General features: G+C 41.0%; 10 protein-coding genes. 3 read left to right on the top strand and 7 right to left on the bottom strand.

Features of this window, described 5'->3' with window-relative positions; all coding sequences use genetic code 11:
• Positions 1–104 precede the first annotated feature (104 nt).
• Complete coding sequence (locus DYE26_RS32910) at positions 105–1,064, bottom strand: ABC transporter transmembrane domain-containing protein (RefSeq protein ID WP_036621099.1); 960 nt, start codon at positions 1,062–1,064, stop codon at positions 105–107.
• Positions 1,065–1,291: 227 nt separating this feature from the next.
• Between DYE26_RS32910 and DYE26_RS32905 the strand changes: the two genes are divergently transcribed.
• The 3 genes from DYE26_RS32905 to DYE26_RS32895 all read left to right on the top strand — a co-directional run bounded on the left by DYE26_RS32905 (position 1,292) and on the right by DYE26_RS32895 (position 6,269).
• On the top strand, positions 1,292–2,524 hold the full coding sequence (locus tag DYE26_RS32905; RefSeq protein WP_036621097.1) for a radical SAM/SPASM domain-containing protein: 1,233 nt from the start codon (positions 1,292–1,294) through the stop codon (positions 2,522–2,524).
• Between the two features lie 25 nt (positions 2,525–2,549).
• Entirely contained in the window at positions 2,550–3,596 is a 1,047-nt protein-coding gene (locus DYE26_RS32900) for a radical SAM/SPASM domain-containing protein (protein WP_036621095.1), read from the top strand.
• Positions 3,597–3,758: 162 nt separating this feature from the next.
• Positions 3,759–6,269, top strand: coding sequence for an ABC transporter permease (locus tag DYE26_RS32895; protein WP_036627814.1), 2,511 nt, complete (start codon positions 3,759–3,761; stop codon positions 6,267–6,269).
• 82 nt (positions 6,270–6,351) lie between these two features.
• On the opposite strand, the gene DYE26_RS34650 is transcribed toward DYE26_RS32895, so the two are convergent.
• From DYE26_RS34650 to DYE26_RS32870, 6 genes are all read right to left on the bottom strand, one after another.
• Positions 6,352–6,483 (bottom strand): hypothetical protein, encoded by a 132-nt coding sequence (locus tag DYE26_RS34650; protein WP_255310298.1) that lies wholly within the window; start codon positions 6,481–6,483, stop codon positions 6,352–6,354.
• A gap of 122 nt (positions 6,484–6,605) precedes the next feature.
• Positions 6,606–7,457 (bottom strand): sensor histidine kinase, encoded by an 852-nt coding sequence (locus DYE26_RS32890; protein ID WP_082207718.1) that lies wholly within the window; start codon positions 7,455–7,457, stop codon positions 6,606–6,608.
• Positions 7,458–7,508: 51 nt separating this feature from the next.
• On the bottom strand, positions 7,509–8,243 hold the full coding sequence (locus DYE26_RS32885) for a LytR/AlgR family response regulator transcription factor (protein ID WP_036621093.1): 735 nt from the start codon (positions 8,241–8,243) through the stop codon (positions 7,509–7,511).
• 172 nt (positions 8,244–8,415) lie between these two features.
• Positions 8,416–9,219, bottom strand: a complete 804-nt coding sequence (locus tag DYE26_RS32880; RefSeq protein ID WP_036621091.1) for a zinc dependent phospholipase C family protein — start codon at positions 9,217–9,219, stop codon at positions 8,416–8,418.
• 19 nt (positions 9,220–9,238) lie between these two features.
• Complete coding sequence (locus DYE26_RS32875) at positions 9,239–10,294, bottom strand: S8 family serine peptidase (protein ID WP_051985349.1); 1,056 nt, start codon at positions 10,292–10,294, stop codon at positions 9,239–9,241.
• Positions 10,295–10,674: 380 nt separating this feature from the next.
• A complete protein-coding gene (locus tag DYE26_RS32870) occupies positions 10,675–12,378 on the bottom strand; it encodes a ribonuclease J (protein ID WP_036621089.1) in 1,704 nt (567 codons plus the stop codon).
• Positions 12,379–12,603: the final 225 nt, after the last annotated feature.

Below are 12,603 nucleotides of genomic sequence, written 5' to 3'. Positions count from 1 at the left end.
TTTTTTGTCAAGAAAACAATAAGCATAAGAATAAGTCTTAGTATCAATAAATAGTAATACTCAGATGCATAGTTAGCTTTTATGTCCGAATTCTAAATATATGGTTAATCCACCTCTTCGGCGTTCATAATTAACTCGACTCTGTCGATGGATACTTTGGCCTGTTTCCAGCCGGCAACGTAGTTAGTCACCGCTTTAATCGGTCCTATTATTTGATTTGAGTAATATACAAACACCGTTAATATTCCTACGGTTATTTGATCGTGCATAACCAATAACGCTCCGACGCCCAAAAGAAAAACATTCCCGACCAAAATGATAATTGAAGGAACGATAGCGGCTATTTTAAGCGTGTTTCCCCTTTTTCGGTTTGCTTCAAGCGCCTTCTCCTCTAACGGCATATAGTTGCTTAAAACATAGTCTTTCAATCCCAGTCCGATAGAATACAGTATGGAATGAAGCGTCCCTCTTATGTAATAGAAAGAGTCATCATAGGCTTCCAACACGATTTTGCTTTTTTCCGTGATTTTTTTGTTAAAATACGTCTGGCTGATGAACGACAGCAACATAACCAAAAGGATGATAATAAATAATTTAGAATTGTAAACTAGCAGAACTATTGTAATCACTATAAGAAACAGCAGGTTGGATATAAAAATCGGAATGCCGTTGGACAGCCATCTTTCAATAATTCCTACATCGTTTGTAAACAAGGATAGCAGCTTATCATTATGTGCATTTATCGTCTCTCCGGGTAAACGAAAGAGCTTGGCCAGCAATTTTTGTTTCAGATTAAATGATATTCGTTTCGCTAATGCGGTAAAAATAAACTCGGAAAACAGGCTGAAGCAGTGAGACAGAACATACAATCCTATGGAGATCATCATAAACTTAAAGATCAAGGAAATGTCTCGCAACTCCAACCCGGCGTCTATAATTTTGCTGATGTATTGCGGAATCAACGTGCTGACTACGGCATCCGCAGCCTGAAGCATTAATAGCAGGAGAACAAAAAGATGGAGATGGCCGACTCCGGCGGCAATCCACTTATACTTCCCGAACATAAAGTTTCCCCCCCCCCCCCGTGCAATCAACAATGCGCTACTCTATATTACAACTCTAAGAGGCATTCCCCTTAGTTAATGCCATCAATCACCTTTTTTCTGTCACAAAATACATCAACTGCAGTTTATTTTGTCAGCAAAACATCGGATTATGACATCTGAACCATATTGTCAAAAAATAATGATTTATTTAATGTAGCGAATGATTGCATGAGAGGAGAGTCTGTATGAAATATGTATTTAATCCTTACTTGCATGAGTTATTCCACGATCAACAGGCCATTATCGCCAATACGAAAACAGGCAACTTTCTGAGGACCTCCAAATCCTATTATCACGTACTAAAAGAACTGATCGATTCCGAAGAAACCGGACAGTTGTTAAATTTAACGGAAGATGCGCCTCACTCTGAAGTTGTTCAGAATTTAAAGAAACTGTTTGATGCCCTGGTGAATATCGAATGCATTCTAACGGAAGATCAATTAGCAGATATCTATCGGGAACGCCTGGATGTCGTTTACCTGGCCTTGACCAATAAATGCAATCTGAAATGCAAGCACTGCAGCGCTTCCGCCGATATCCGTTTCACCGATGCACTAACAACAGACAAGATTAAGGAAACTATTGACCGGATCGTCAAACTCCGGCCTGAAGCCGTCAATTTAACGGGTGGAGAACCAATGATGCGCGTTGACTTCATGGAGGTACTGGCTTATCTAAGAGCCAAGTACGACGGGGCGGTTTTATTAGCCACAAACGGTCTATTTATAAACGAAAAAAATGCCGGACAGCTATTGAAATATATCGATCATATCTCTTTTAGTGTCGACGGATATGATGAAGAGACCTGTGCCAAGATCAGAGGCAGAGGCATATTTGGCAGAGTTATCCGAAATATCCATCTGTTAAAAAGTCTAGGGTTCAAGAAAATTTCTTTATCCATGACCATAACAAATTATACTTATGATGGAGGTAGAGAGCGCTTCCTTCATTTATGTGAGCAACTAGAGGTGGAGCCAATTGTTCGCACTTTAACATCGGAAGGCAGAGCGGGGGTAAATAGTGAGGAGCTTTTCCCTTCTCAGCCCCTTGCAGCAAAAAATGTCCCTAAAGACTTAAACTGTAGGTTATGTTCTCCCGGTAAAAGGGAGTTGTTTATTGGCGCAAATGGAAATATTTATCCGTGCGGCGGATTGATGGAGTCGGATCATTTTATATTAGGCAATATCTTTAATAATGATTTACTGGAATTATTAACTATCGGAAACTCACAAGTTGACTTTTCTCCCGTCGATCGGGCAAGACCTTGGAATCTCGAACCTTGCAAGAGCTGCGATGTCAACTTATTTTGCCACCATTGCATCAGCAATATTTATTACCTGCGGCTGAATAAGCCGTTGTTTGCTGCCGTATGCCAACAACACAAGGCGGAATTAACGCAAGCTATCTGGAAGGATTAGAAATAAAATAAGGGGAGGTTGGAAGATGAATTTTACGTATTGGGTGACAGAAGATTGTAATTTACGATGCAGTTATTGTTATGTCAATAAAGCTCCACAAAAGATGGATCAGGAAACAGCAGCCAAGTCCGTGCAATTCACTGAAAAAATACTTGCCGCAAATCCGGTAAAACGTAACGATAAAATCCACATTGGGTTGCATGGCGGTGAACCATTGCTTAATTTTTCAATCGTCCGTTACCTTATCGAAGAATTAAAAGCCAAAATTACCGGAAACGTTACTTTTTCAATGACCACAAACGGAACAATTCAGCAGTATGAGATACTTGATTACGTTGCGAATCAGGTGGAATTATCCGTAAGTATAGACGGAAAACAAGAAAGCCACGATATCAACCGCCTCTATAAAAATGGACAAGGCAGCTATAAACGGGTGATTCAAACCCTTGACTATTTAAACAGTCAGTCCATCATTTACCGGGTAAGAATGACAATCACCCCCAACAATGTCGCTTATCTGACCGATAACTTTATTGACCTTTATGAAAGAGGCTGCCCGGTGGTTGCATTTGCTCTGGATGACAGCAATCTTCATTGGAACAAACAGCTTATGGAAATCTATCAGCGAAATTTAAATGAGATTTTTTCATATTTGGTGAAAAAGAATTTTACTGATGCCCAGTATTATCTGTTTAATTTCAAAAACGAATATTTCAGGCCCAGAGGTACCTGTGACGGTTGTCATACAAGTTTTCATTTCTCCAGTGAAGGAAAAATTTATCCTTGTATTTTTGCTGTAGGTCATGAGGAATTCGCCATGGGCAGCGTATTTACCGGGTTGGATGCAGCGCGCTTATCCTATTTGGATAAAATTAATCAAAAAGATGAAGGTAACTGCACGAAATGCGCTATGTACAATAATTGTCGGAGTAAAGTCTGCAAGATTATCAATAAAATTCAAACCGAAAATTTCTACAAGGCGTCACCTGTATTGTGTACAGCTCAAAAAATCCACTACTCTACAGTCAAAAAATATGACTACATATTGGAAAATTTCATAGCAAACCATTGAACTTCAGCGAATATTTTCTCCTTAATTTAAAATATAAGTTCTTTCAACACTGTTAGATTCCAGAAAGATCATGGAAAGATTCTTATGTTAATCTTTGTACTATAAGCGATTATCGTACAAAGATTTTTTTTTGGAGGAACCGAAATGAAAATATGCGTCCCAATGATCAAAGTAAAGAACAGTAAAATCGTTCATTATTTAGCGGACAAAAGTTTACAAGCGAATAAAACCCGCAATATTATTGCGATTATTGCGATTGCCTTAACCGCTTTATTGTTTACAACTTTGTTTACTATGGGACTTGGCACAGTGGAAAGCTTACAGCAAGCTACGATGAGGCAGGCAGGCAGCGATGGTCATGCCGTACTTAAATATCTTACCGATGATGAATTTAACAAAGTCAAAAGCCACCCGCTTATCAAAGAAATCGCTTATGAACGCTTGTTAAGCAGTAAGATAACAAATCGAGAACTTTTAAAGCGCCATGCGGAATTTTGGTATTATGACGAGGTCGGGCTTAAACTCGGTTTTATTGAGCTTGAAGAGGGGCGCCAACCGGTAGCGGAAAATGAAGTCATTGCTGATTCGGAAACCCTAAAGTTACTCGACGTACCATTAAAGGTAGGTACCCCCTTAACCCTTAATCTTCTGATCCACGACAAAGAAGTGCAGCGTGACTTTATTCTTTCCGGTTGGTGGAAAAGCGACCCCGTGTTCAACGTAGGTCAAATCTTTGCTTCCAAAGCCTATGTGGATGCTCATGCGGAAGAATTGCACAGCACCTATAAGCAGGATTGTGATACCACCGGAGTAATCAGCGCATATCTCATGTTTGATAATAGCTTGGACTTGCAAGGAAAACTTAATCAAGTGATTAATGAAAGCGGCTTTTCCCTTGATAAAAATGCTTCCAACTATATTGAAGGTAATGTTAACTGGTCGTACCTCTCCACCAATTTCTCTTTTGACGGGGGAACAATTGTTGCGCTATCTGCCGGGCTGCTGCTTATTATGCTCACCGGATACTTAATCATCTACAATATTTTTCAAATCTCGGTGATGCGGGATATTCGCTTCTACGGTCTTCTAAAAACGATCGGCACAAGCAGCCGGCAAATCCGCCGAATTATTCGCAGACAAGCGCTGTTTCTTTCGGCAATCGGAGTCCCTATCGGGCTGCTGGGCGGTTATTTTGTAGGTAAATCGTTTGTCCCATTACTGATGAGCAACTCTTCATTCGTGAGCGGCGAAGTGAAAGTATCTCCAAGCCCTTGGATTTTTATCGGCTCCGCTCTATTCGCTGTCATGACTGTTATGATCAGCACTTTTAAACCCGGCAGAATGGCTGCGGCGGTGTCGCCGGTTGAAGCTGCAAGGTATGTGGATCGAGGAACTACCAGGCGGATCGGCAAACCAAAGAAATCGGCCAACGGTGCAAAAATGCCGCTGATGGCCTACGCTAATCTGGGCCGCCATAAAAAGCGTACCGTCCTGGTCGTAATCAGCCTTGCTTTGAGCCTAGTGCTTTTAAACACAACGTTTACGTTATCCCAAAGTATGGATATGGATAAATATTTGGCCAGTTATATCGATAGCGACTTTCTCATTGCGCATGCCGATTATTTTAAAGAAAATTTCACCGGCCTCGACAACGAGACATCGGAAAGCTTTGTCCAAGCCGTACAGCAACAACCTGGTTTTGAAGAAGGAGGGCGTATATACAGCGGGACAAATATATTCTCTGTTGATTATATTAAGAATGAAGAGGGATACGAACCCGATGCTCGTGGGCACTTGCCCGTAACCGCGTATGGGTTGGAAAAACTGCCTCTTCACCGGCTTCAATGGATTGACGGTAAATCTGATTTTAACAAGCTCGCTTCAGGAAATTATATTTTGGAAGGAGTTCCTCTGGACGATAATAACAACCCGGAGATGCAATATGCCAGATATCAGATAGGTCAAAAGGTGACCCTTCATTCGGATCAAATGAATACAAGTCGTGAATTTACGGTTCTTGGTCATGTAGGCTTAACAAGTACCAATTCGGGTACGGACGCCGCGGGTTACGCCAGCTTTTACCTTCCAGCGGAAATCTTCAAGTCTCTTGTTAAACAGCCTGCTGTAATGAGCTATGCTTTTAATATTTCCACGGATCAGGAAACAGCGATGGAGGCTTTTTTAAAGAATTATACGGAAACAACCGAGCCTATGATGCACTACAGATCCAAATTTATAGTTATGAATGAATTTAAGGGGCTTCAGGATACGGTTAATATGATTGGCGGTACGCTCAGCTTAATCATTGGTTTGATCGGTATGCTTAATTTTGCGAACGCAATTCTTACCGGAATTTTAACCCGGCGGCAGGAATTCGCCATATTGCAAAGTATCGGAATGACAATGAAGCAATTAAGGACCATGCTCGTTTATGAAGGATTGTACTATGTAGCGGGAACTAGTTTATGTTCCGTCTTATTAGGAAGTCTCTTTTCCGTCTTGGTTGCGAAACCGTTAAGCAATTTGATGTGGTTTATGAATTATCATTTTATTCTCTGGCCGCAGATTGCCATGCTGCCGATTCTTCTGGTAATGGGGGGTTGTCTTCCCATTGCTATCTACGCTTGGAGCGGCAAACAAAGTATTGTTGAACGGCTTCGTTCCATTGAATAATAAATTACCATAGCAAAAAGAAGAAGTATTCCTACTTCTTCTTTTTGCCGTCAATTGTAAAATTGATTTCCCAAGTCTTTACTTACCATTGGGTAAGAAAATGAGAACTACAATTGTTGGGTCCTTCGATACAATCCCTTTTGCACGAACCATCACAAACAGCCTGTACTTCCATATCGAAGTCTTCCACCGCAAGAGTTTCGAGTTTTTCCATCGTCTCTCACCTCCTTTTCTATTTTTACTTTACATCAAAACTCCCCTTACATTTTTATACTGTAAAAAACGGCATTTCTACTGATATAAAAGACAGTTCCAAGCCTCTTTCCAGCCGATTGTTTAAACCTGTAATAGAATGCTAACATAAAATTTGTTTTCATTGGTTTTTATATCCAATATTCCTGAGTTCCTCTGGACGATCTGCTTAATACTTTTTAAACCAAAACCATGCTCTCTTCGATTTAATTTATTGGTAGCCAATCTTCTTCCTGTCACTTTCGGATTAAAAGAGTTTGATATTTCAATATAAAGCTGCGCTTGACAATATTTTATATTCAAATTTATTTCTTTTTCACCTTCAGTAACCTTATCGCATGCTTCAATGGCATTATCCAATAAATTACCAAATATCACCGATATAATCTTGTTGTTTAGAGAAATCGCCTCGGGCAGCAAACAATGAACACTTACTTTGATATTTTTTGCGGCAGCCAGTCTTATTTTTTCACTCAGCAAGTAATTAAGTACGTTGTCAGGTGTATATTTCTGTGTTTCGGTATTTTTTATTTCTGCGAGAATCTCTGCGGTAACTTTCTCTGCTTCATCAAGTCGGCGATCTATTAACAACCCCTGCAAAGTTAACAATGTATTTCTCATATCATGCTTGATTTTACGGATATCGTTCTGGGATTTATCTAAATAATCATAATATCGCATTGCGGATTTAGTGGCGCAATTTAGTGATTGTTGATCCAGTAATTCTTTATAAATATGATTTGAATACTTTACAAAAATGAATAAGAGGAAATTCACCAATAAAATTCCCCCTATTGAAAGTAAACACTCCACTTGGACAATAGTTTCATGAAAATTGGAGAACAAAGCGATATGTATACACAAAATAATCGAAGAGAGGAAACAGTTTAAAATAAAAAAAACTTGTATGCAGGAAGATGTATATTTTTTCTTCATAAACCTCTTACCTTCTTACAAGAATACTTTTTTTGGATTTAAACAACTTTTTTAAAAAGCTTTCCTCATGTATTTTATCATTTTTTCTTTAAAATCTTTTTTGTATTTTCTACTGATCGGTAATTTTTTAAGCGTTTCCGGATGCTTCATGTTAATATCATAATTTATCAAAACGCTTTCATATTTGATTCCATAAACATATCTTAGGTTTATAATGTATGATGCATGAATTTGAATAAACGTCAGCGGATCGAGTTGAGAAAGGATCTGGGTAATGGTCTGATTACATTTTAATACTCCAGTTGTTGTATGAATGTACGCGGTTCTCCCGCTTTTTTCAAAATAGAGGATTTCATCCGTATTGAAAATCAATTTATTTCGTTCGTAATTGAATTCAAAATAACTATGATTACTATTCAAATAACTATCTGCTCTCTGCAGAACTTCAAAAAAGGCGTCTTTGCTGACCGGCTTCAGCAGATAATCGAATGTTTGAACTTTGAAAACATCCTTCATGTATTCATTGTAACCCGTTATAAATATGATGACCGCCTTTCTATCAAATTCTCTTATTTTCTGGGCCAAGCTGATTCCATCCATTTCTGGCATATCAATATCTAGAAGATAAATGTTGTATTCCATCTTATTTTTTATTACATATTGAAGCAACTTCTGTCCGCTTCCAAAGGCATCAACTTCAACCTGGGAAAATGGATACTGTAAAACCAGATTTTCAATGTGGCTTAGTTCTACCTTCATATCATCACATAAAGCGATATGCAGCACCTAAATCACACCTCAAAAGTTTTTTCACTAAATAGCACTTTTCTACATTTTATATCAAAATCATTATAAATAATATAATTTTTGTCATATTAAGGTTTTTTGATAAAATAAAAGCAGTTCTCCATTACGGAGAGCTGCTTTTATTTTAACTAATTAGTTTCATCGACAGTTCTTACTTCAGAATACCAACCTCTTTACAGAACTTGTAAATATATTGAACATTATCCACAATAGCATGAGGAACTACCTTTTGTCCTATTTCATCATAATGTTCGGATTGTTGCGCCAGTTTAGCCAGTGATTTGGAATATACGGCTGTATCTTGAAAGGAATCGGAGACTGAGGTATTTAGAGCTTCTTTATATACAGCTTCAGGAAGCGTGTTACCGGGTATTGTATAATTCAGTCTGCTTTTATCAATATATTTCTCAAATTGAGTATGATTACTATTTAGTGCGGTCAGATTTGCAGCATGATGAGGTACGTTGATGTCAGATACATAATGCGTTCCTTTTCCTAAATGGATAAAGGCCTCTTCGACATCTCCCATACGATAGGCTTCAAGGGCATTCTGATAATATTGTTCTGCCCTGGTTTTTGCCGTAGGTGAAGTTTGCCCTAACCAGTTTTTTCCTGTATCCGGATCATAGAAATGTCTAGCAAAGGTACCCAAGTCGTTTTCATATTTATCCGGCCAATCCGTATAGTATAACAAGGTGGACCTGTAAGTGCTAATCACTGTAGGACCTAGATCATGGTTTAAAATCGCAATGGCCTGAGCAACAATATATTGATGCGTATGGTCCGCCCCGCCGCTGGAGAAATTAGGGTGAACAACCTCATTGGCGAATTCCGGCAATCCATTCGAGGGCTCAGTTGCTTCTTCAGCGTTACCTACGGTACTGTTACTTACGAAAAAGACAGTTACCGCCGCAATAAGAAAGAGTAGCTTGGCCATCTTTTGAAACATTTTCATCTGTAATCTCTCCTTTTCTTTAATTTTGCACTTTAGTGTGATTTGCTATTTTGCAGACATTCCGGCAGTCCACCACCTCCTGTAGAAAATTCAATAATGCAGGGAGGCTGCAAACATTTTGTATATTGATTCTGTGATGGTCCGTTAAACTAAAATTCAACTCATTTTCCAAGTGAAGCCAAAAATCATAAAAATTATTAAAGTTGATTCCGGTTAACCGGGAAATAAAGGGGCCGTCATGAATTGAATCCAAGTCAATATGATGATTAGTTGTTTTGCTTATGGCCTTTTTTATTTTTCCCCCAAATACTTCTAGCAAATTATAATGGGTATCCCCATTTGATATAATTGGAACGTGGGGACGATCTTCTTGATGTCGTAAAGAATAATCTTCAAACCATCGATTGAATTCTGAAAATGTCATCCGTTCGCAGTTACCTTTTACGCTGTGTATTAACTTTAAGCTCATTCCGACACAGAGTGCGTTTGCTTTGGAAGTCCCTTTAAAAAAAGCAAACCTGTTGGCAAGCGTATATACAAATAAAGGAGAATCATCAAATATCGCTTGAATTTCTTTTCTGGCAGAGAAAGAAAATAATTCGTTGGAGAGGAAGGGTTGTCCCGCTACACCGATTACAGTAGGCAAATTAGCGGGATAACTGCTTTGACTATTATTTTTGATAGACACAAAAATGAGTTTATTTTGGTCCACTAACCGTTTCGTGATATCAAACAGTTCCTGCTGGTACGCCGCAGCGGTTACTGCCAAACTTATACAAATATACTTAATATTTAGTGAAAGACATTTAAATAATGCTTTCCGTAAAAGAGAAGTACTGGTTTTCCCTTCCGAATTCGCTATTTTAATCACATAAAACAGAGCTTCATCGTAAACTTGCAAGATCGTATCCGCGCACATCGTACCATGACCATTATCGTCTTGATAGAGATGATCTTCGAGGATTTGATCATTTAGACAACGAAACTCGGTTCCTCCTATGACATGCTTGCTTAAATTACAATTCTTCATATCAATTCCCGTATCAATGACTACTACCTGTTTCATATCGTACATGGATTCACACCTGACGTATTAAATATAGATAACCTATAACTAAATTACCACTTTCGTCCAAAATATTTTTTATATGTCATAAAAACATACTTACGTGATACAAATAACACCGCAGTTCCACTTCCAGCTTAAAAATCCAATAAAAAAAGCCGAACCATGCCAGGGCTTTTAACCCCGGATGGATCGGCTTTAACATATTCTATAACCAGTTATGTTTCTAAGGGAAAATTCCCCCCTACCCCGTTCTCCCAAGCCCTTGATCCGCCGAATGGACGCGTAATCCCGCCCCATATTTTTACACATTATACGAAACTATAAATCAGGGGGCGATTAAAAAAAAAGAACCTCCCTGATTCGGGAAGCTCCTGTCAACCTGGATTTTATACCTCCAAAATGGAAGGCATAATATGCGGCGTTCGGCCAACCTCTTTCATAAAATACCTCCGCATCACCTGCTGAGTCGCACGCAGCCAGGCTTTGCGGTCATATTCCTTGTCGCGCATCCGGTTCAGGCTCCGCTTCAGTTGTGCCTCAGCCCGCCGCAACAGCGGTCTGGCATCCTGCATATAGACGAAACCGCGGGTCACGATGTCGGGTCCCGCCAAAATCTGCCTTGTGTTCCGGTCCACCGTCATGACCACGATCACGATACCTTCCTGAGCCAATTCCATCCGCTCGACCAGCAGCTCATCTTCGAAGGTGCGCATCTCTCCGTTGCTGATGAACACTTCGCCGGACGGGATCGTTTTGCCCCGTTTGGCCCGGTTGCGGAACACCGACAGCGTGTCGCCGATATTCAGGATAAACACGCGGTCCTCGGGAATGCCCGTCTGCAGCGCCAAATTGCGATGGTTCAGCAGCATGCGGTATTCGCCGTGAATCGGAATGAAATATTTCGGCCGGATAAAGCTAAGCATCAGCTTCAAATCTTCCCGGTTGCCATGACCGGACGTATGGATATCGAAAATCGAGCCGTAAATGACATGCGCCCCGGCCCGCAGCAGCGCGTCGATGCTCCGGTTGATGTTCGGCGCATTGCCTGGAATTGGGGATGAAGAATAAATCACCGTGTCCCCGGGATAAACCTGCACATGGCGATGAGCGCCCGAGGCGATCCGGCTTAAGGCAGCATTGGGTTCGCCTTGGCTGCCCGTGCAAACGATCAAAATCTGCCGGTCCTCAAACCGGTCGATATGCTTCACATCAACCAGCATGCCTTCCGGTACGCGAATATACCCCAGCTCCTGTCCGATGGCAAATATTTTCTCCATGCTGCGGCCGATGACGACAATCTTCCGGTTGCACAGCGCCGCCGCCTCCACGACCTGCTGAAGCCGATGGACGTTGGACGCAAACGTGGCGAACAAAATCCGCCCTTTGCAGCCGCGGAACGAATCCAGAATCGCGTCGCCGACGCGGCGTTCGGAAGGAGTGAACCCTTCCTTCTCGCTGTTGGTGCTGTCGGCCAGCAGCGCCAGCACGCCTTCCCCGCCGACGCTGGCCATTTTAAACAGATCGGCCGGACGGTCCTCCGGCGTAAAGTCGAACTTAAAATCCCCCGTGTGCACGACGGAGCCGTAAGGCGTATCGACCACGATGCCAAACGCATCGGGAATACTGTGCGTCGTCCGGAAAAAATGCACGGCCAAATGGTTAAACTTAAAGCGATCATCCTCATGAAAAACATGCAACTCCGCCTCGCCCTGCAGCCGGTACTCTTCCAATTTCGCCTTGACTAGGCCAATCGTCAGCGGCCCGCCGTAAATCGGAATCTGCAACTGGCGAAGCACAAAGGGAATGGCCCCGATATGGTCTTCATGACCATGCGTCAAAAAAAGCCCTTTCATTTTATGTTTGTTATCAATCAAATAACGAATATCCGGAATAATGCAGTCGATGCCCGAAAGCCGGGAATCCGGAAATTTAAGGCCGGCGTCAATCAGGACGATTTCATCCCTATATTCGATGCCGTACATGTTTTTGCCGATTTCGCCGATGCCGCCAAGCGAAAAGATGCGGACGGGCGGCGGAGACGATTTGGAACGCCGGTTTGTTTTTGCTGGTTTATTTGCTGCTACATTCATTAGATCGTTAATCCTCTCTGAAGGGTTCATTCTTCGTAAGCATTCATACAAAATTATACTGAATAATGGGCATAATAACTATTTAAATTTTTCTTGTGGCGGTAAAGACGGTTTGGAGTTGTTCCATTGTCAATGGAATTAATACACCAGCAGCTTGCCTTTCGGTCATCAGAACCCTTGATTGCAAACAGAAATAGACCGTTACCTTGAGCGGAACGGTCTATT

It is taken from the genome of Paenibacillus macerans (assembly GCF_900454495.1).
Classification (GTDB): domain Bacteria; phylum Bacillota; class Bacilli; order Paenibacillales; family Paenibacillaceae; genus Fontibacillus; species Fontibacillus macerans.
The sequence above is the reverse complement of the archived record's forward strand: the minus strand, read 5'-3'. Positions and strand labels throughout refer to the sequence as shown.